Genomic DNA, 21,520 nt, shown 5'->3' with positions numbered 1-21,520 from the left:
ATGGAGAATTATGAATATGAAACCAGATTCTGACCAGCCCAAATCTACTGCAAAGGACGATTTGAAATCGATACCTCTTTCAGAAGTAGAGAAAAAATTAGGTTCTTCACCAGATGGTCTTACTCAAGCCGAAGCAGAGAAACGGTTGACTCAATATGGACCTAATGAGATTGAAGAAAAGAAAACCAATATGTTCTTTAAATTTCTCACGTACTTTTGGGGTCCAATTCCGTGGATGATTGAAGGAGCCGTAATACTGTCGGGTGTGGTAAAACACTGGCCGGATTTTTTTATCATTCTACTTTTGCTTGTTGCTAATGCGGTAGTTGGATTCTGGGAAGAACGGGAAGCGGGTAATGCCATCGCTGCACTGAAAGCAAAACTTGCAATCAAGGCACGGGTAAAACGTGATGGGAAATGGATCAATCCTGCAGCGCGTGAATTGGTGCCGGGGGACGTTATTCGATTGCGCCTGGGCGACATCATTCCCGCGGATGCTCGTTTGCTGGATGGTGATCCGGTGGAAGTTGATCAATCTGCATTGACTGGAGAGTCGTTGCCTGCCGAACGCAAATCCGGTGAGGCTGTGTTTTCCGGTTCGATCATTCGTCGAGGTGAAATTGGCGCTCTAGTTTATGCCACCGGAGGAAACACCTACTTTGGTAAGACAGCACAGCTTGTGCAAGAGGCGCATACAGTAAGTCATTTTCAAAAAGCAGTATTGAAGATTGGTAATTACCTGATCATCCTTGCGGTTGCTTTGGTGGCGGTGATTATTGCAATCGCTATTTACCGCGGTGACTCAATTATCTCAACGTTGCAGTTTGCTTTGGTTTTGACAGTTGCAGCGATTCCGGTTGCAATGCCTACGGTATTGTCGGTTACCATGGCAGTTGGTGCACGACTGCTTGCAAAGAAAAAAGCTATTGTAAGCAAATTGGTAGCTATCGAAGAACTAGCAGGCGTGGATGTACTTTGTGCCGACAAAACGGGTACTCTTACTCAAAACAAACTTACACTTGGCGATCCGTTCAGTGTTAATAATATTCCTGCCGAACAAGTCATCCTTAATGGTGCACTTGCATCACGTGCGGAAAACAACGATACCATTGATCTGGCTGTGATAGATGGACTGAAAAACAAGGATTCGTTAAAGGATTATGAAGTAGTTCATTTTCAACCGTTCGACCCTGTGCATAAACGCACTGAAGCCACAGTAAAAACCAAAGACGGCAAGACATTTAAAGTGACGAAAGGTGCACCACAAGTTATATTGAAATTGTCAGCAAATGTTGAACAAGTAAAACCGTTAGTTGAGAAGGCCGTGAATGAATTCGCAGAGCGCGGTTTTCGTTCGTTAGGTGTAGCGAAAGCTGAGGGTGATGGACAGTGGCAGTTTGTAGGAGTGCTGCCCTTGTTCGATCCGCCGCGCGAAGATGCAAAGGCAACTATTGCGACTGCGTTGCAAATGGGTGTGAAGATTAAAATGGTTACCGGTGATGCACTAGCAATCGCCAAAGAAACCGCGAAAAAATTAGACTTGGGAACAAATATTCTTGATGCCGGTGGCTTAGGAGATTCGAAAAAGAAAGAGACTGCAGAAGTGTCTGAGTCCATTGAAAAGGCAGATGGCTTTGCACAAGTATTTCCAGAACATAAATTTCATATTGTGGATGTATTGCAGAAGCGCGGGCACATCGTAGGAATGACAGGCGATGGAGTGAATGACGCTCCGGCATTGAAGAAAGCCGATTGTGGTATTGCAGTATCAGACGCGACAGACGCGGCGCGTGCAGCTGCTGCTATAGTTCTGACAACACCGGGACTATCGGTGATTATTGACGCAATCAAAGAGAGCCGTAGAATTTTCCAGCGGATGAATAGTTATGCAATCTATCGTATCTCCGAAACATTGCGCGTACTTTTTTTCATGACCCTGGCGATACTAATCTTTAACTTTTATCCCTTGACTGCTGTGATGATTGTAATGCTGGCGCTGCTTAATGACGGAGCCATCCTTTCAATTGCCTTCGACAACGTTCATTATCAGGATCAACCCGAAGCATGGAACATGCGTATGGTGCTGGGGATATCCACAGTTCTCGGTGTCATTGGTGTCGTTTCCGCATTTGGTTTGTTTTATCTTGGCGTGCGTGTCTTTCATCTTGATCGTGCACACATCCAGACTCTGATGTATTTGAAGCTATCCGTTGCCGGACATTTAACAATTTTCCTTACTCGCACACGTCGTCAGTTCTGGTCAATTCGCCCGGCAAAGATTTTATGGACTGCAGTACTCGGTACACAAATAGTGGCAACCTTGATAGCGGTTTATGGATTTTTTATGACACCGCTCGGCTGGGGTTGGGCCGGATTCGTTTGGGGCTATGCGTTGCTGTGGTTTCTCTTAAATGATCGTATAAAACTTCTTGCGTATAGGATTTTTGATCCAATCAAAATTAAGACACCGCCAGATTTGACATCACAGATTGCTAAGAGCGCGTATGAATTATACGAGCAGCAAGGACATAGAGATGGTCATGCGGATGAGGATTGGTTAAGTGCGGAAAAGAATATTCGGGAAAATAAATCCAATGAGAAGTAAAATTAAACGAGGGAAAAAATAATTTCGATAACAATTTTAAATCGACGGAGTCGGTTTTGGGAGTGAAAGAATGAACTATAGTAAGAAATTTATTGTGGAGCCTGGAAGTAGTATTAAACTTGATGATTTCAATCCGAAGTTTGAAAAAAAACTTGTGAAGAAAAAATCCTTGATAAAGGAAACCGAAAACCTCGAGCAAAAGATTGATGCATTACAGTATCGTCTTTATGCAGAACAGAAACGATCGCTATTGATTGTTCTCCAAGCTCCCGATGCTGGCGGAAAGGATGGTGTAGTCCGACATGTTATAGGCTCGATGAATCCGCAAGGTTGCCGAGTCGTCAGTTTCAAACAACCAACACCGGATGAACTTGCGCATGATTTTTTATGGCGGATTGAACGTCAGGTTCCAAAACCCGGTGAGGTAGTAATTTTCAACCGTTCACAATACGAAGACGTGCTCGTTGTACGCGTTCACGATCTTGTTCCGAAACAAGTTTGGTCGAATCGTTATGAGCAGATTAACAATTTTGAGAAACGTTTAATTGCGAACGGTACTCACATTTTGAAATTCTTTTTGCACATCAGTAAGGAAGAACAACTTCACCGGTTCAAACAGCGGCTTGAAGATCCAACACGGCGTTGGAAAATTAGTGAAGCGGATTATGCTGAAAGAGAATATTGGGAAAGTTATGGGGAAGCCTATGAAGATGCTCTCAGTAAATGCAGTACCGACGAAGCTCCGTGGTTTGTGATTCCATCCGATCACAAATGGTTCCGCAATCTCGCTATTTCACAGATCATTGTTGAAACTATGAGAAAACTTCATATCGAATTTCCGGAGCCGAAAGTGAAAATTGCCGACATACGAAAAAAATATCACAGGGCAACAAAGGATGGGAAAAAAGGTAATAAGAAGAAGAGCTAATAAATGAGCTTGACCACTGTATTAGCGCAATCGCAGACTTCAAGAATTAACGCCGCTGTATTGAGTATGACGATAAAAATATTGCCGAGGGAAAAAACGGGAAATATTGATTACAATGTTAGAAATCTTCGACTATTTGGAAAAAGCGTTACGGATTGCAACCGGCTAGAAGCTACCGGTAGTTTAAAAATTGCTTGTTGATCTCAATAGTAAATTTCATCGTTTACGTCAGAGTGGTAAAGACTAGAAACTGTTCGATGCAATCTCAAATTTCGAAGAACTGAATACAGAAGAAAAATGTTGTATGTTGGCATAGCTGCAGATTATGATAGGTTTGGTTTGAAATCGTGATTGAATGTCCATGCTCAAAATCTCATCCGCATTGAAATCACTCAGTTTAGACTCAAGGCGCTATTTTTACACTCCACAAATTAGCATGTAAAAATCACTATGAATAAATCTTCACTCAATTTTTGTTTTTGTCTTCTCAAATCAAAAGTATAACTGCAACTGGAATTTTTTCTCCTAACGAAACAATTGGAATTTCACTGCACTTTTTATAATCAATAAAATTAGATTCTTAAAAAAAATATATTCTCCGTCGTTCGCTTCTCCCTCAATGAATTCAATATATTAAAAAAAGACGATTACCAAAAAGCGACCAATTAGATAGAATCCACACCTATAGGCAAGCTACACAAACCCCTTTAAAATAAAAAAGGCTCAAAACAATTTGTCTTAAGCCATTTGCGAAGAGTCAGGGATTCGTTGCAGTCGGTGAATTCTATCCGTTATCAGACCAAAATCGAATTTATTTGAAAATGATCTCCTAAAAGTGTCCCAATACTTATTTGTCATATTTTAAACTTTTCAAAATGGGGTGCAAAATTAAATAGATTAAAAATGCAAAGATTGGAGCAATAAGCAACCATACTCCTATTGCCTGCATTGTCACATTCCAAAGAACTGCAACTGCATGAAGTGTATCATGGCTTATCATATTAACTATATCATTAAATCCATACTTCAGTTTTTCGAAACCAAATACCATTGTTCCTAATTTCATTAATGGTATTATCAGAATTAATTGAAGTGGATAAACAGAAAAATTAACCAGTTGAACCAACGGTAAATTTAATCTAAAAGTTAATGCAAACAAAGTGCAGAGCAAGGTGGTAGATCCAAGCACAGGAAACAATCCTATTACCAGTGCGCCGGAAACTCCGATTGCAATCATCTTTGGTGATGTTCCCTGCATCAGTAGTTTTTTTATCGGCACAACATATTTGCTACTAAAAAGTTTTTTTATTTTTTCAATCAAAGTCATGTCACAAATTCCTATTGTTAGGGCGGGTATAGATCATCTGAACGACACTAATATTTCTCATATCAAATGCGGCTTCACAATAACTGAAATAAAAATTCCATTTGCGGACAAATAAATTACTGAAATTCAATTTGAAAATGTCATTCAATCTTGAGTTAAAGCTGGTTCTCCATTCTCTCAAAGTGAGGGCATAATCTAATCCAATGTTTTTTAGATCGTGTAGATATAAATTACTAGTTTTATTAACCGCAGAATTTATTGCCGCGATTGATGGGAGTAAAGACCCTGGAAAGATATGTTTTTGAATCCAGTCGATACCTTTTCGTAATTGATCGTAATTGGAATCATGAGAAGTAATAACCTGGAGTCCAACGGCTCCGTCCGGCTTTAACAATTCATTCACTTTTGAAAAATATGTTGGTAAATATTCATGACCAACCGCTTCAAGCATTTCTATCGAAACAATTTTATTGTAAGAACCGGAAATATCGCGGTAATCTTTCAGTTGAACATCAATTTGTTTATCTAGATTTTTTTCTGCGACTAAATTTTTAGCGTAATCATATTGTTCTTTAGAAATTGTAATTGTAGTTATCTTGCATCCATAGTTTTCAGCGGCGTAAATAGAAAATCCACCCCATCCGGTACCAATCTCTAACACATTATCCGTTGATTTTATTTTTAGCTGACGGCATAACCTATCATATTTAGCAATCTGAGCCTTTCGCAGATCTGTTGTATCTCCCTCAAATATTGCAGAAGAGTACGTCATGCTTTCATCAAGCCATAATTTGAAAAAATCATTATTCAGATCGTAATGCTCTGAGATATTTTTCTTGCTGCCGCTTTTAGAATTGATATTGAATTTATGGTAAGCGCGATTAATAATTTTTAATAAACTAATTGGAGAAAATTTTCTGCCGGAACCGGAAACTGCGGGATTATTTTCCACATTCAATATCATCCATGAAATTACATTTGTAATATTATCCGTATCCCAATCTCCATCAACGTAGGCTTCACCAAATCCAACATCTCCAAACATCACAATCTTTTTGAAGAATCTTGTATTGTTAATTTTGATGTTAGCAATGATCGTTTTATCATTGCCGCCAAAGGTTTCTGTTTCCCCATTGGGAAAAGTAACATTAAGCTGACCTTTTTTCATTTTGTTTAAGAGCTCTAAAACTATTTTTTTATATAAAGCAGTCGTCCAGTTTGCTCTCTCTACCGCCGCACTATTTTTCATTGATATTACTTTTTCCATTTTGTTAAAGCTCCTTTCTGTAGATTTAAATATTCATTTTTTTTGAAGTAGTGTACTTTCTTTAGAATTAACTTAATTGCCTGCCAGTGAATTGCACCTATTACTTTTAATGTCACCAACGGATACTTCACAGCATATTTCATTAGATTCAAATCCGTTAGAGCACTACTTTTACCTGAAAGATGAGTGGTAAAAATCCGATTCCCTTCCTTGTAGTCATCAATCTTAATATTCAATTTGTTATCGGGAACAGATAACTGAAAATCAAAAAACACATCATGATTAATGAATGGAGACACATAAAAATTCTTTTGCATTCTTGCACGAAACTGTCCATCGTGTAAATTTTCTTTATCAATGAAAAATGGTTTCAATTCGCCAAACGTGTTACCGACTTCGGGAACCACACAAATTGGTTTATCGTCTTTATCGAAACAGAAATAAAATGAAACCGGGTTGAAATTATATCCAAAAGTCGCCACGTTTGTAAGCAGCTGAATTCTTTTTATCTCTTCTTCAACGCCATTCTCTCGAATATATTTTAATATGTTTCGCTTGACATCCGGTTTATCAAATACAAGATGATCTTGATCACGGAAATTGAATACATTGAACCGGTTCCGACTAAACAGTACGAGCCTGGAAGAGAGATTATCAATTTCATCAAGATCCAGATAAAACATAAAATACTTGTAATAGAATTTGTTTTCGGTTATTACCTTACGGCTGTGCGAAACAGTGCATTCATATAAACGTGAATTAATTACCATTTTAGATTGCCCAGTAAGTGAAAACTTAATTCCAGCGCACTTGCAAAAGCATCCTCGTGAAAACCATACTTGAAATAACTTCCGCAGAAAAATGTGTTGTTCCCCTGCTTGTTAATTTGCTGAATGTTTTCCTGCGCTTCTATCGAGTCAAGATCGAACAGAGGATGATCGTAATCAATCTCCTTTATTATCTTATCCTTGCCAACATTCCCCGGATCGTTTATCGAAACAAAGTAGTCCTGACTTTTAGAAACATGCTGAAGACTGTTCATATAATAAATTGTAGATGTCTTAACCTCTCCATTTTTCGGCTCAATTCTGTAATTCCAAGATGACCATACATTTTTATTCTTCGGCATAATCGTAGAATCCGTGTGTAAAGTTGCCTTGTTTAACTGATATTTAAATTTGGTAAGAATATTCTTTTCCAAGTCAGTCGGATCAGTAAGCATCTTCAAAGTCTCATCGGCATGAGATGCGAATATTACTTTATCAAATAGATATTCAGTGTTGTCAACTGTTGAGATTTTTACTTTTCCATTTTCTCTTGATACGGACTTAACTCCGTTGTTAACGTGAATTTTATCCTGATACTGTGCGGTGATTTTTTTACGATAACTCTGGCTTCCGTCAACAACAGTATACCATTGATGCTGTGTATCCAAGCCAAGAAAACCATGATTATGGAAAAACCTTACAAGAGTTTTAGCCGGGAATTTCAGCATCAAATCCGGCGGCGATGACCAAACTGCTGAACTCATAGGAATTAAATATTTATATAAAAAATCTTTTCCGGATCCTTTTTCTTCTACATAATCAGCAAGAGAGTAATCAGCATACTTTGGATTGGTCAACGTTTCCAGGCATTCTTTATTAAATTTATTTATTTGGAAAAGCATTTTCACAAACTTGGGATTGAAAATATTTTTTCTCTGCGCAAACAATCCATTTAAACCGGAGCCCGAATATTCCAAACCGCTCTCAAGATGAAATACGCTGAATGACATATCTGTTGGTTTAATCGCCACATCCAGTTTTTCAAATAACTTTGTGAGATTTGGATATGTTACTTTGTTGAACACCATAAAACCTGTATCAATAAATATCTCTTTATCGCTTTCCTTAACGGTAACTGTATTTGTATGTCCGCCCACATAACTATCTTTCTCGAAAACTGTAATATCATAATTCTTGTTTAAGAAGTATGCCGCACCCATACCGGCAATGCCCGTTCCAACTATCGCTAGCTTTTCCATTACTTATCACCTTTAACAGTAAAATCAATTTCTACCGAGTGACTTTTACCGTTCTCATCGTTTACATTAGATATCCCTTTGTATGATAGAATTTCTTTATTATCCAACGCATAAGTAATCAAGATTGGATCAACGAAAGCACGCAGAATAAAACTGTTTATCTCCAGCTTTAATTGCATTCCTTTTTTGTTGCCAACAGAGACAATCGAATTTTTAGAAACACGGAACCTGAAGTAATCTAGTTTTGCGGGGGCAATAAAATTAAATTCGATTGTCTCGTTATTTAGTAAACGTTCCCAGTTTTCTCTAAAGAAATAAGTTAATCCGCCATCAATTACAAAAGGCTCCTCCACCTTCAATACCTTCTCTTCAAGTTTATCATCAAAACTTTCTCTTGTGTAAACACGCACTCGGTTGTTTTGCAGTAATTCAGAACCTTCGATATAACCTGACCGCAAATCTTTAAGAACAAATTTGGGTTTAGTTAGATCATCCGTAAAAGTCATAATCCGTTCAGAAAGCAGATTATTCTTAGGATCTTTATACTTTGTTACGCTTTCAGTGATCTTGTCACCGTTGAATTTCTCTTCATGAAATTCACTATACAGAAACTTGCCGTCTTTCAGATCGAACGCTTTGCTTGAATATGTCTTCACATCAGAATTGGAATTACCAAAGTTGTTGAAACCTATTAGAGACGTAATAATTAAAAGCATGTTTAACATAATTCCCTCTTCTTAAATAAATAGTGACTTACAAACCACTCTTCGCCATTGTTGAATCCCCACAACTCAGCACAGCTCATAAAAAATACTCTCCAGTAAACCCACCATTTAATTTTGTTTTCCTCGCCATACGTTTTAGCAAATAGTTTCAATATCGAATCTCTGTTTCTGTCCATATTTGACAGCCATGCATTTGAGGTCTTTTCATAATGGCGGCCATCTACTATCCAATGATTAATTGTTTTGAATCCTTCCGTGAAATAGAGCAGAAGGTGATCGCTCGGCATTATGCCGCCGGTGAAAAAATATTTAGCCATCCAATCTGTCTCATCTTTCACTTCAAACAAGTAAGCATACTTGTGATGCGTAAAAATGTGAATGAATAATTCGCCATACGGATTAAGTAGGCCATGCACTTTACTGAATAAAGTGGAATAGTTTCTCATATGTTCAAACATTTCCACAGAAACGATCCGGTCAAATTTTTTATCAACATGAAAATGATTGATGTCTGATGTAATTACCGAAACATTATTTAATCTCCTTTTATTTGCTTCGCTGTCTATATATTCTTTTTGAGTTTTCGAGTTTGAGACTGCCGTTATTTTTGAACCGGGAAATTTTGCAGCCATGAATAATGTAAGCGAGCCCCAACCGCAGCCAAGTTCAAGTATCTCTTCATTATTTTTCACTCCTGCTCTTTTGCATGTAATTTCAAGCATATCATTTTCTGATTGATCAAGGCTGACATTTTCAGATTTCCAGTAACCACTGCTGTATTTAAGATTTTTACCTAAAACTGTTTTGAAAAATTCCGTTGGTACCTCATAGTGCTGTTCATTTGCTTCATGAGTATTTAAAGCTATCGGACTTTCCTTAAGTTGATTAACAAGCTTCATCATACTTTCATGCTGTTCTTCAACATTGGATTTTTTTTCGCTTCTTAGCCGTTCTGCTAATAACCTTCTTATTCCAAATCTTATTGCAAAGTCGGGCAATAAATCTCTTGTGAGTAATTTATCAATGTTCATTTATGTTATGCCTTTTTTAATAGAAATGCGTTGATGACCGGCTCGTTCTTATCAAGTTTGAACAGTTGAACCAATACATAAAATGTTGTTGCAATGCTTCCTAGTAGAACAAATCCTAAGAGCCATAAAATTCTAGCCAACCAGCTTTTTTCCCGGAACGCCATCCAGACAAATATGACAACAGTATTGATATAGAAGTCAATCAAAGTTGCTTTCATCCATGGAATAGATGCAAGAAAATCCCATTCCTTGAACAGATTGGATTCTATGCTGGTTGAGATTACCGTGTAAACTATATATATAAACAGAATGCTGAATACTGCGATTAAGAAATTTTTCATTTATGCCTCAATGTTTGTTAGTATTTGTCGTTAGTTGAATTATTCCAAGCCAACTCAGAAGTTTTATTATTGGGTAAGTCGGATCAAACTCGAAAAACTTAACCGCAAAATTTGTTCTGCTTGGATATTTATGATGATTGTTCTGAAATAACTCTCCCATTGTTAACATGTCTATTAATAATGTATTCTTTGAATTATCATCTGTGTCTTTAAAATTTCTGTAACCGTATTTATGTCCCATCCAATTGACTATCGAACCATGAATTGGTCCCATCAGAAAATGAACCGGTAGAAGAAAAAACATCCACCACTGTGTTGCAAAGACAACATAGAAAGCGGTATAACCGGCCCCCCACAATATTCTATGTGCCCAGCCGTTTCCAAATTCCTCAAACTTCGACCAGTCTGGAATATTCTTTGCAAAATTTTCACCGGGTTTTATTTTATTGTTGATCAAGTCCAAATACACGTTCTTAGTTTTCCACATTAATCCAAAAACACTTTTAAAATATTTTGGTGAATGAGGATCTCTTTCAGTATCGCTAAATGCATGGTGCATTCTGTGCATTATTGCGTATGCTCTCGGATTCAAAAAAGATGATCCCTGGAAAATGTAGGTTCCTATGTAGAATACTTTTTCCCAAAACTTGCTCATCTTAAACATTCCGTGAGCACCATACCTATGTAGAAAGAATGTCTGGAAAAAGAGAGATCCAAACCAGTGAACAAGAAAAAATATCAGAATTGCCATTTTTACACCTTTTAGTAACAATTACTTAAAATATCTTCAGTTACCCTTGTATAACTTTTGTATAAAAAGAAAAGTTCAATTTGCATATATTTTTATTTTTATGTGAAATATCTTGCTATTTCGGAACTAAAACTGTTTATTACGCGTTATAAATTCAAACATGTATAATATTTGTATAATATTAGAAAGGAATCTGGAATTGAGCAACTACAATATTAAAATTGCCGCCAAATTATCCGGAGTATCGGAATTGTCCATCAGATCCTGGGAAGGTAGATATTCTGCTGTTAATCCCAACAGAACGGAAAGCAACAGACGTCTTTATTCCGATTCAGATATCGAAAAATTAGTTCTGCTGAAAAAATTAACTAAGCATGGGCACAGCATTGGCAATCTTGCCGGTTTATCAATCCCGGTTCTTACAGAGATGCTTCTTAAAGTTGATTTAACAAAATCTTCCGAAAATAAATCAGCAATAGACAGCGAGTTGTCCGAGGAGGATCGAATTGTTAATAATTGTATTGAGGTTATCAGAAGTTTTGATGATAGACAATTAGTATCGCTTCTGAACGATGCTTCGGTAAAATACAGCCGTCCTGATTTAATCGAAAATATTTTGCTGCCATTAATGTTCAAGATTGGAAAATATTGGGAGAGCGGAATGCTCAGAGTATCTCATGAACATTTTACAAGCGCAGTCATAATAAAATTTCTCAATACTATAACAGATGGATTTCAAATCCATGATAATGCACCAAGAATTATTATTACAACTCCCGAGGGACAATATCACGAGGTTGGGGCTTTGATTGGTTCTTCACTTGCCTCTTCAGATGGATGGAGGACAACATATCTCGGCGCTAGTTTACCTGCAGAAGATATTGCTGCAGCAGTCATACAATTAAAAGCCCGCACTCTTTATTTGAGTATCGTATATCCTGCTGATGACCTTTCCCTAAATATTCAGCTAAGAAAATTACGAGAGATGGTTGGCGATAAAGTATTCATTTTTGCAAGCGGCAATGGTGTAATTGGTTACAAAAATACTTTATCAGAATTGGATATTCTCACCACCGATTCCCCTAATCATTTCAGAGAAATCCTGATGTCAATAAGAAAGCAGATTAACCCTAATAATGAGTACAACAATGATTGAATCTATTTACAGCGTTGCAGTTAAGTCTATGAACGGGAAAGAAATTCAGCTATCTGATTATCAAGGTAAAGTATTGTTAATAGTTAACACAGCTAGCAAATGCGGCTTTACGCCTCAATTCGAATCTCTTCAAAAGTTATACGATAAATATTCCGATAAAGGATTCTCTGTGCTCGGTTTTCCATGCAATCAATTTGGGGAACAAGATCCCGGAACTGATGAAGAGATAAAATCTTTTTGCAGTTTGAATTATGGTGTTACATTTCCCATGTTTTCTAAAGTTGAAGTAAATGGTGAGAACGCTCATCCACTATTCATATTTCTCAAAGCAAAATCATCCGGATTTTTGTTCAAGAAAATTAGATGGAATTTCACAAAATTTTTGGTTGACCGACAAGGAAGTGTTGTAAAAAGATTTAGTCCCGCAAAGGATCCAATCAGTTTAGAAAACTATATTGAAAATATTTTATAAGGGTTATACATGTTTCATATAATAGCTTTATCCGCAGTAACAGTTTTGTCATTTATGATTTTAATGTTCATCTTAGCTCAACTACTGAAAAACAATTCTATAGTTGATATCGGCTGGGGTATTGGTTTTATTCTAATCACTTCTGTTTTACTTTTTACCAAAGACTCTGCTGATCTAAAAGAAATTGTTCTCACAGCAATGATCTTGGTTTGGGGTGTAAGATTATCACTTCATATTTTCATTAGAGCCCGCGGTAAAGGTGAAGATTTTAGATATGCTCAATGGAGAAAAGATTGGGGCAAAAACGCAGTTCTCTATGCCTTCGTAAAAGTATTTCTCCTGCAAGGACTAATAATGATCTTCATCGCACTTCCAATAATGGTTGAATTTAGCAGTAACAACGACGAGCTAAATCTGTTTTCATTTATTGGTGTGTTAATTTATTTATTTGGACTTCTCTTTGAAAGCATTGGCGATTTTCAAATGTATTGCTTCAAGAGAAACCCTAAGAACAAAGGAAGGATTATTAAATCCGGCCTTTGGAAATTTACACGCCACCCGAATTACTTTGGTGAAGCAGTGCTGTGGTGGGGAATTAGCATCTTTACTATCGGTTCCGACTTATGGATAATTTCCTTTGTTGGAACATTAATATTGAATCTATTGCTTGTTTTTGTTTCAGGTGTCCCGCTGCTCGAAAAAAAATATGAGGGCAATAAAGAGTGGGAAGATTATAAGAAGATCACTCCGATGTTCGTTCCACTTGTCGGAAAGAAGGGATAGTAGTGAAGATATATAGAATAGACCGAAAACAAATTTTACCAATAACGAGAACAGAATGCTGGAAGTTTTTTTCGAATCCAAAGAATTTACAGAAAATTACTCCACCGGATATGGATTTCGAAATTAAATCTGAATTACCTCCCGCAATGTATGAAGGGCAGATAATAATCTACCGTATCAAATTGTTGCCAGGAATAAAAATCAACTGGGTAACAGAAATAACTCGTACTTATGGTAATTATTTTGTGGATGAACAAAGATTTGGACCATACAAATTCTGGCACCATCAACACTTGTTTAAAGAAGTTGAGAACGGTATGGAAGTTCAAGATATTGTTCACTATGCAATACCGTTGGGATTTTTAGGGAGATTGGCAAATTCAATATTTATTGGAGCGAGATTAGATAAAATATTTAGATACCGCAAAAATTATTTGGAAACATTCTTCAAGTAATACTGGCTGTATTTTTTAATAAAGATAAAATGAGATAACATGAAAATTCTATTAACTGGTGCAACAGGGTACATAGGTAAGCGCATTTTACCAGTTCTACTTGAACAAGGGCACACTGTAATTTGCAGTGTTCGCGATAAAAATAGATTTCCAAAAGAGGGACTTTTTGCTCATCCTAATATTTCTCTCTTCGAGGCTGACTTTCTAAACGAAATAAAATATAATGAATCATTAGATGGAATTGATGCCGCATACTATCTCATTCATTCAATGAGCTCGGGAATAAATGATTTTGAAAGGTTGGAGGAAACATCGGCGCGTAATTTTTTGAATCTGATAGAACAGACAACAGCAAAGCAAATAATATTTCTTAGCGGGATAACAAACGAAAATAAACTTTCGCGACATTTGGCTTCGAGAAAAAATGTTGAAGATATTCTTAGAAAAGGAAAAGTGCCCGTGACTATTCTCAAGGCAGGAATAATTGTTGGCTCAGGCAGTGCTTCATTTGAAATTATTCGTGACCTTGTGGAAAAACTTCCCGTAATGATTGCGCCAAAGTGGTTAAGAACCAAACATCAGCCAATCGCAATTAGAAATGTTGTTGAGTGCCTAACTGGAGTTCTGTTAAATGAAAAAACTTTTAATGCCGCCTTCGATATTGGCGGACCGGATATAATTACTTATAAAGAAATGTTATTGCAGTTTGCCGAAGTGCGAGGATTAAAAAGATTAATAATAGCTGTGCCGGTAATGACTCCCCGCCTGTCCTCTTATTGGCTTTATTTTGTAACTGCAACTTCTTACAAGTTAGCTGTTAATCTTGTTAACAGTATGAAAATTGAGATAATCGCCAAAGATGATGACCTTATAAAACTGTTGAAAATAAAATTGATATCGTACAAAGATGCAGTAAAGATGGCATTTGAAAAGATTGATAATAATTCAGTTGTATCTAGCTGGAAAGATTCTCTTGTATCAAGTTCCGGTGGAAATTCCTTGCAGGGACATTTGGATGTTCCCATTCACGGCTGTTTCTTTGATAAACGTGAGAAGGAAATTTTGTGTGATGTTGAAAATGTTTTGAAAAACATCTGGTCAATTGGCGGGGAGCGTGGTTGGTATTATGGAAATTGGTTATGGCATTTGCGTGGATTTATAGATAAACTTTTCGGAGGCGTTGGTTTAAGAAGAGGAAGAACAAATTCTGAAACAATTAATTCAGGAGATACACTTGATTTCTGGCGTGTAATAGTAGCCGATAAACTTAACATGCGTCTTTTGCTTTACGCCGAGATGAAATTACCAGGCGAGGCGTGGCTCGAATTTAAGATTATCGAAAGACAGAGAAAACTTTTTCTTCAGCAGACAGCAACATTCCGTCCTCGTGGTTTATGGGGAAGGTTGTATTGGTATTCAGTTTTACCTATTCACTATTTTGTTTTTAATGGAATGGCGAGAAATATAAAAAGCTATAAGGAATATAAATCATAATGATTATACTGATGAATATGGTTTCAGCACTGATGTTAACTATTTCTGCTCAGTTCAATTCTGCAACACTTCTAAATAACTCTATAATGAAAAGTGATGGCAAATGGCGTATCGTTAACGATAGTGTAATGGGAGGATTAAGTTCTTCAGCAGTTAGTGTAAATGATGAAGGTAAAATCTTTTTCAGTGGTAATGTTTCTCTTAAGAATAACGGCGGCTTTGCATCTTTAAGAAGTCCTATAAAAGATTATAAATTCGAAAAATATTCTGGCATTGAAATACGTATTAAAGGAGATGGAAAGCAGTACAGCATATCAATGAAAGAGACTTCATATTTTACCGGCTCATTTTATACTTCTAATTTCCAAACCGTAAATGACGAATGGATAACCTTAAAAATTCATTTTATAAGTTTTGCCCTCTATTATTATGGAAAGCAGATCCACTCCAATCCACAATTACCTTTGGACGAAATAAAGGAAATCTCATTTCTAATTGGAGAGAAGCAGGAAGGATCATTCAAAGTAGAAATTGATTTTATAAAACTTTTCTGATTAAGAACACATAAAATAATATGGTTACACATGGACCGAGAAAAATTAAATTATTATGTGAAGGATATAATATTCAAAACTTTTTCAACCATATAAAACAGTATTTGTTGATTATAATAAAGGGCGTATTGAAAACTAAAACGGATTTATAAAAAATGGAAAAGAGAATTTCACTTACAGCATCATTAATTTTATTAATGAGTGTTTGTCTAACAGCATCCTTAAATGCCCAAGTAAGTTTGGAAGTTGAAACCGGTCTTGTGAGCACCGGATATAATGACGTACGCATCCCGGGCAATGAAGGCACATTTATTTCCTTAAAAGATGATTTGAAGCCAGGCTCTGATATTTTTTACAGGATAAAACTCAATTATACTTTTAGTTCTGCTCATACTTTATCTTTATTATACGCCCCTTTAACTGTAAAATCGGAAGGACGATTAAATAAAGATGTTAACTTTGCCGGAAAGGTATTTTTAGCAAATAAAGATTTAAGTGGTTTATATAAATTTAATTCGTACAGGTTAACGTACCGTTACGATTTTGTACAAAACCCTAACATCGAATTTGGTTTAGGATTTACAGCTAAAATTAGGGATGCTGGAATTGCGCTTTCGTCTCCAGGAATATCTTCCGAGAAATACAATGTTGGTTTTGTCCCAATCATCAATTTCAGATTGCTTTGGCACGGTACTGAAGACTTGGGTATTCTTTTAGAAGGTGATGCCCTAGCGGCTAAACAGGGAAGAGCAGTTGACGTTCTTTTCGCCGCATCATATAAACTTTCCAAACAGATTGGAATTAAAGGCGGGTATCGTATTCTTGAAGGAGGTGCAGATAATGATGAAGTATACAATTTTGCCTTACTACATTACTTATCCGTTGGTATATCTTATACATTTTAAAATAATTTAAAGAAAAGAGAAGTATTTATTATGAATAGATCGAACATTATTAAACTGGCAGTATCATTATTATTGCCTCTATCCGTTGGTGCTGTAGCAGGAATGTTTACTTCTCAAGCAGTCCCGACATGGTATGCGTCATTAAATAGACCCTCCTTCAATCCTCCAAATTGGGTTTTCGGTCCGGTATGGACTTCTCTATACATTCTTTTAGGAATTTCATTCTTCCTTATTTGGAAAGAGGCGGCTTCGAAAGAGAGAAACTTGGCTATCAAGGTTTTCTCAATTCAAATGCTCTTAAACTTTTCATGGAGTTTCCTATTCTTCTATTTCAATTTAATTGGGACTGCACTTGTAGAAATTATTCTTTTATGGATTAGCATTGCTGCAATGATTTATCTGTTTTGTAAAATAAAACCGGCTGCCGCTTATTTGAATATTCCCTACTTGCTCTGGGTAAGTTTTGCAACTATTCTAAATGCCGGTTATTATTTCTTAAATTAAAAATTTTATGAAATTACTACCGATAAATACAAATAAATAAAATTATGAAACTGACAAAATTATTTAAGGAATTTTTTAATAGTCAAAAATCTGTTGGCATAGTTTTATTGCTTTGCAGCATAATATCAATTTTAATTACAAACTCAAATTTTGGGCAAGGGTATCTGCAAATCTGGCATAGTGATGTTTTCTCTAAATCTGTAGAGTTCTGGGTAAATGACGGATTAATGACAATATTTTTTCTTCTTGTCGGCTTAGAAATTGAGAGGGAAATTTACATCGGCGAGTTATCAAATATTAAAAAATCTTTACTGCCAATTTTTGCTGCAGCCGGCGGAATGCTATTCCCATTTTTAATTCACTTCTTGTTAAATCAAAACACTGCTTATCATAAAGGTTTTGGCATTCCTATGGCAACCGATATTGCCTTTTCTTTAGGGATACTTTCTTTATTAGGCAAACGGGTTCCAACCTATCTTAAAGTATTTCTAACAGCGTTGGCAATCATAGATGACCTAGGAGCAATATTAATTATTGCGTTGTTCTATTCAAAAGGATTTTCAATTGCATACTTTGCTTTAGCGGTTTTTATTTTTGCATTAATGCTCATTTTAAATAGAGTTAAATTTTATAGAATCTGGGTCTATCTAATACTCGGTTGCGTTATGTGGTTTGGTTTATATAACACGGGAATTCATCCATCAATTGCTGGAGTGCTTTTAGCATTTGCAATTCCATTCGGCAATGGCAATGAAAAATCTCCTTCATATAATTTGCAGCATCTTTTGCACAAACCGGTTGCGTTTTTTATCCTTCCTCTTTTTGCATTGGCTAATACCGCAATTCTTTTCCCTTCATCTTATCTTAACTCATTTGCCAATTCAAACAGCTACGGTATTATTTTGGGATTATTAATTGGTAAGCCTTTAGGAATATTTGTCTTTTCTATTACCGGCGTGGCTTTGGGCTTATGCTCTATTCCAAAAGGTATAAAGAAAGTACATCTTATAGGTGTTGGATTTCTTGCAGGTATTGGTTTTACGATGTCTATTTTTATTTCACTTTTAGCTTTCAGTGATAATAATTTAATTATTAATTCAAAAATTTCTGTTTTGGCAGCATCAGTTTTAGCCGGTACATTAGGATTTCTTTGGTTACATTTTTCATTGCCAAATAAAAATAGTATGACGGAAATTTCTTGAACTGATTATTTTGATATTGAGTTTAACATAAAAAAAGAGATATAAAAATGGAGAATATTATTCTTTTCCCTTTTGCTGATTACTGGATGTTTTATGTGGGTTTTATTGTCTTTGTTTTAATGATGCTTGCTTTGGATTTAGGTGTGTTTCACCGCCAGGCCCACGAAGTAACATTTAAAGAATCGTTAACTTGGAGTATTGTTTGGATTTCCCTCGCACTTATATTCAATTTTCTTTTCTTTAAATATGCCGGCTGGAAGTTTGAAACCGACGCACGCCTTCTTGCAATTCCCGGGTTTGATGGTGCAGCTGTCGCCAAACAAGTTGGGCTTGAATTCCTTACTGGCTTTATTGTTGAAAAGACTTTAGCAATTGATAACATATTTGTCTTTGTTGTCGTATTCAGTTTTTTTGCAATACCATTGAGATATCAGCACAGAGTATTATTCTTTGGAATTATCGGAGCATTAATCTTCCGCATAATCTTTATTGCAATGGGCTCCATACTTCTTCAGTATCAATGGATTGTAATTTTCTTTGGTGCATTTCTTATTCTAACAGGTCTTAAGATAATCTTCGCGCCGGAAAAGCCAATAGATCCGGAAAAGAATCCTGTTATAAAATTGTTTAGAAAATTCTTTCCGGTGACACCAACAATTGAAGGACAAAAATTCTTTATACGTAAAGAGGGAATGCTTTATGCAACACCTTTAATGGTCGCTCTTCTTTTCATCGAAGTATCGGATATAATTTTTGCTGTTGACTCCGTTCCCGCAATATTTGCAATTACAAAGGAACCGCTTATTGTATTTACTTCAAATGTATTTGCCATTCTAGGTTTAAGAGCTCTTTATTTCATGCTTGCCGGTGTTATACATAAGTTCCGCTATCTAAAATATGGGCTTGGTGTTGTGCTTGTCTTTGTTGGATTGAAGATGGCCTGGTTAAATGAAGCTTTCGGTGGAAAATTTCCTATCAGCTGGTCTTTAATAATTATTATATCCATCATAAGTATCTCAATATTCATTTCATTATTTAAGAAAGAAAAAGGAGAATAACATGTAATGCCCAATATGTAATGTTGATTTATCTCTAAGTGAAAAACAGGGGATCGAAATTGATTACTGACCTAAATGCAGAGGCATTTGGTGTGATAGGCGTGAGCGTTAGAAAATTATTGATAGGCCTTCAGAAATTGAAGAGGGTTATAAATCGAAAGAAATACAAATATGAATAATAACTTCCGCGATGATGATTACAAATATAAATCTCAAGGGCATTATAAGAATAAAAGAAAATCATTCCTTGGAGATTTGTTTGATTTTTAATTCAACTAATAGTTAGATAAAAATCTGTGATTGGATTATCGTAAAGGTGAATAATGAGATTATATAAAATTATTATTTATGAATTCCTTCTTGTTTTTTCTTCTGTGTTAATATTTAGGAGTCTCTGGATGATTTTTGATAGAATATCATGGATGAATCAAGATTCTGGAATTATGGGATCTTTAATTATAGGGATAATAATTACATTGATATCGATTATGAGTGTGCCTATTCATTATTCAATCCGATGTCAATAGTAGCATTTTAAGATGAATTTCCAGTTGCTTTCTTACTGACCTGCCCCTTATTGTTGTGCCAATGTAAATGTTAATCCGCTCTCTAGGTGAAGTGGCATCTTTCCAATCTGGTAGCATTTATACGCTTAAATATGTTTGTGAAAATAAATCTTCAACAATGGATTGATAAACCCTTTGAGATAATCAATGAAGCACTTCGGGAGAATTAGATTCAACGGCTTCTTTTCTAAAACGAAAAATATTTTTGATTGATTCAGTGCAATTCTTAATTTGTATTGTTTTTAAAAACGTTTAGGATGGAAATGGAAAAGAATAAAATATCAAGAAGGGAATTTAATTGTAGGATTGCAAAAATCGGAGTTGGATTACTTTCTGCGAGTGCTGTTCCCTCCTTGGTAATCGGAAAACAAAATAGAAGTTTCAAAGGAAATTATATTGACGCGCACCATCATCTGGATCGTGAATTTTTGACCAGTAAAGACAAATTCACTTTAGCACCAATCATGGATTGGATGGATAGAAACAGTGTTTCGCAAACTGTTGTGCAAGCGCTAATTCAATATCCCGAAAATCATTTAACAAACCAAAGTGAAAGTATTTTTTCAAGTGATGAAATTTTCGAAAAATTTGAAGAAACAAATGGCCGAGTTTTGCCTTTTTGTGTTGTCCATCCCGATGCTTATAATTCAACAGAAGAAATTGTAAAAATCCTGAAGAGATTTAAGGAAAAAGGGGTCATCGGGTTTGGCGAATTAAAACCTAAAAATGCAGAGGGGAAATCAATGAAATTCGCGCTTGACGATAAAAAAATGGTGAGAATTTATGAGGCTTGTGCAGCAGTTGATTTTCCAGTCTTATTCCACATTGACAGCTCATTCGTTGTTGATGTTCCTGGATTACCTGCCTTGGAAGGGGTTCTTAAAAAATTCCCGGAAGTAAATTTCATAGGCCATGCAACCGGTTGGTGGAATTCAATTTCAGATGATGTCAAAGACTTTAAAGGTTATCCTAAAGAAAAAATAGCTCGGGGCGGTGCGGCCATGAGGCTGCTTGAGAAATATCCAAATATGTATGCTGATTTATCCGCTGGGAGCGGATTAAATGCCATTACCCGTGACCCTGAATTTGGAAGAAAGTTTTTAATCGACTATTCACATAAATTGCTTTTTGGAACCGATACATTTGGAGGCTCTGATAAATCATCTCAATCGCATTTTGATTTTTTTAATAACATTGATTTGCCTGGTAATGTGAGGAATAAAATATGTATGGAGAATGCCCGGTCTCTTCTAAAATTAAACTCGATTTAGAACAACTAATGGAAATGAATTGTTTCATACGACCGTATTCTTTAATAAAGGAATTCTGGTGATATTAAATAAACAATGTTAATTGAAAAGCTCAGGAAA

Annotated in this window: 22 protein-coding genes; 14 read left to right on the top strand and 8 right to left on the bottom strand. The window is 36.0% G+C overall.

Annotated elements, in window-relative coordinates; all coding sequences use genetic code 11:
- Window positions 1-10: 10 nt before the first annotated feature.
- From NTX65_12905 to NTX65_12895, 3 genes are all read left to right on the top strand, one after another.
- A complete protein-coding gene (locus NTX65_12905; protein MCX6170238.1) occupies window positions 11-2,605 on the top strand; it encodes a plasma-membrane proton-efflux P-type ATPase in 2,595 nt (864 codons plus the stop codon).
- A gap of 70 nt (window positions 2,606-2,675) precedes the next feature.
- Window positions 2,676-3,533, top strand: coding sequence for a polyphosphate kinase 2 family protein (locus NTX65_12900; GenBank protein ID MCX6170237.1), 858 nt, complete (start codon window positions 2,676-2,678; stop codon window positions 3,531-3,533).
- 3 nt (window positions 3,534-3,536) lie between these two features.
- On the top strand, window positions 3,537-3,734 hold the full coding sequence (locus NTX65_12895; protein ID MCX6170236.1) for a hypothetical protein: 198 nt from the start codon (window positions 3,537-3,539) through the stop codon (window positions 3,732-3,734).
- 646 nt (window positions 3,735-4,380) lie between these two features.
- Here the strand turns inward: NTX65_12895 and NTX65_12890 are convergent.
- From NTX65_12890 to NTX65_12855, 8 genes are read right to left on the bottom strand one after another with little or no spacing between them, the layout of a single operon-like run.
- Window positions 4,381-4,854, bottom strand: coding sequence for a DUF2062 domain-containing protein (locus tag NTX65_12890; GenBank protein MCX6170235.1), 474 nt, complete (start codon window positions 4,852-4,854; stop codon window positions 4,381-4,383).
- A 7-nt stretch (window positions 4,855-4,861) separates the two neighbouring features.
- A complete protein-coding gene (locus NTX65_12885; GenBank protein ID MCX6170234.1) occupies window positions 4,862-6,127 on the bottom strand; it encodes a cyclopropane-fatty-acyl-phospholipid synthase in 1,266 nt (421 codons plus the stop codon).
- Entirely contained in the window at window positions 6,115-6,897 is a 783-nt protein-coding gene (locus NTX65_12880; protein MCX6170233.1) for a DUF1365 domain-containing protein, read from the bottom strand. The genes NTX65_12885 and NTX65_12880 overlap by 13 nt, the downstream gene beginning before the upstream one ends.
- Window positions 6,891-8,153, bottom strand: a complete 1,263-nt coding sequence (locus NTX65_12875) for an FAD-dependent oxidoreductase (protein ID MCX6170232.1) — start codon at window positions 8,151-8,153, stop codon at window positions 6,891-6,893. Before NTX65_12875 ends, NTX65_12880 begins: the two co-directional genes overlap by 7 nt.
- Window positions 8,153-8,878 (bottom strand): hypothetical protein, encoded by a 726-nt coding sequence (locus NTX65_12870; protein MCX6170231.1) that lies wholly within the window; start codon window positions 8,876-8,878, stop codon window positions 8,153-8,155. The genes NTX65_12875 and NTX65_12870 overlap by 1 nt, the downstream gene beginning before the upstream one ends.
- A complete protein-coding gene (locus NTX65_12865) occupies window positions 8,872-9,909 on the bottom strand; it encodes a cyclopropane-fatty-acyl-phospholipid synthase (protein ID MCX6170230.1) in 1,038 nt (345 codons plus the stop codon). Before NTX65_12865 ends, NTX65_12870 begins: the two co-directional genes overlap by 7 nt.
- 5 nt (window positions 9,910-9,914) lie before the next feature.
- On the bottom strand, window positions 9,915-10,250 hold the full coding sequence (locus NTX65_12860; GenBank protein MCX6170229.1) for a DUF1475 family protein: 336 nt from the start codon (window positions 10,248-10,250) through the stop codon (window positions 9,915-9,917).
- A 7-nt stretch (window positions 10,251-10,257) separates the two neighbouring features.
- A complete protein-coding gene (locus NTX65_12855) occupies window positions 10,258-11,001 on the bottom strand; it encodes an acyl-CoA desaturase (GenBank protein ID MCX6170228.1) in 744 nt (247 codons plus the stop codon).
- 199 nt (window positions 11,002-11,200) lie between these two features.
- On the opposite strand from NTX65_12855, the gene NTX65_12850 reads away from it, so the two are divergent.
- From NTX65_12850 to NTX65_12800, 11 genes are all read left to right on the top strand, one after another.
- Window positions 11,201-12,157, top strand: a complete 957-nt coding sequence (locus NTX65_12850) for a MerR family transcriptional regulator (protein MCX6170227.1) — start codon at window positions 11,201-11,203, stop codon at window positions 12,155-12,157.
- A complete protein-coding gene (locus tag NTX65_12845) occupies window positions 12,150-12,629 on the top strand; it encodes a glutathione peroxidase (protein MCX6170226.1) in 480 nt (159 codons plus the stop codon). Before NTX65_12850 ends, NTX65_12845 begins: the two co-directional genes overlap by 8 nt.
- A 9-nt stretch (window positions 12,630-12,638) precedes the next feature.
- A complete protein-coding gene (locus NTX65_12840) occupies window positions 12,639-13,412 on the top strand; it encodes a DUF1295 domain-containing protein (protein ID MCX6170225.1) in 774 nt (257 codons plus the stop codon).
- 2 nt (window positions 13,413-13,414) lie between these two features.
- The gene (locus tag NTX65_12835) at window positions 13,415-13,867 is read left to right on the top strand and encodes an SRPBCC family protein (GenBank protein ID MCX6170224.1); all 453 of its coding nucleotides are present in this window, start codon (window positions 13,415-13,417) and stop codon (window positions 13,865-13,867) included.
- A gap of 39 nt (window positions 13,868-13,906) precedes the next feature.
- On the top strand, window positions 13,907-15,361 hold the full coding sequence (locus NTX65_12830) for an SDR family oxidoreductase (protein ID MCX6170223.1): 1,455 nt from the start codon (window positions 13,907-13,909) through the stop codon (window positions 15,359-15,361).
- Window positions 15,361-15,915 carry a CIA30 family protein gene (locus NTX65_12825; GenBank protein MCX6170222.1) on the top strand — a complete coding sequence of 185 codons (555 nt, stop codon included), beginning with the start codon at window positions 15,361-15,363 and terminating at the stop codon, window positions 15,913-15,915. Before NTX65_12830 ends, NTX65_12825 begins: the two co-directional genes overlap by 1 nt.
- 155 nt (window positions 15,916-16,070) lie before the next feature.
- A complete protein-coding gene (locus NTX65_12820; protein MCX6170221.1) occupies window positions 16,071-16,820 on the top strand; it encodes a hypothetical protein in 750 nt (249 codons plus the stop codon).
- A gap of 30 nt (window positions 16,821-16,850) precedes the next feature.
- On the top strand, window positions 16,851-17,324 hold the full coding sequence (locus NTX65_12815; GenBank protein MCX6170220.1) for a tryptophan-rich sensory protein: 474 nt from the start codon (window positions 16,851-16,853) through the stop codon (window positions 17,322-17,324).
- A gap of 44 nt (window positions 17,325-17,368) precedes the next feature.
- On the top strand, window positions 17,369-18,526 hold the full coding sequence (gene nhaA / locus NTX65_12810; protein ID MCX6170219.1) for a Na+/H+ antiporter NhaA: 1,158 nt from the start codon (window positions 17,369-17,371) through the stop codon (window positions 18,524-18,526).
- A gap of 47 nt (window positions 18,527-18,573) precedes the next feature.
- A complete protein-coding gene (locus tag NTX65_12805) occupies window positions 18,574-19,584 on the top strand; it encodes a TerC/Alx family metal homeostasis membrane protein (GenBank protein ID MCX6170218.1) in 1,011 nt (336 codons plus the stop codon).
- 829 nt (window positions 19,585-20,413) lie between these two features.
- The gene (locus NTX65_12800) at window positions 20,414-21,421 is read left to right on the top strand and encodes an amidohydrolase family protein (GenBank protein MCX6170217.1); all 1,008 of its coding nucleotides are present in this window, start codon (window positions 20,414-20,416) and stop codon (window positions 21,419-21,421) included.
- Window positions 21,422-21,520 lie beyond the last annotated feature (99 nt).

It is taken from the genome of Ignavibacteriales bacterium (assembly GCA_026390795.1).
Taxonomy (GTDB): Bacteria; Bacteroidota; Ignavibacteria; order Ignavibacteriales; family Melioribacteraceae; genus Fen-1258.
The sequence above is the reverse complement of the archived record's forward strand: the minus strand, read 5'-3'. Positions and strand labels throughout refer to the sequence as shown.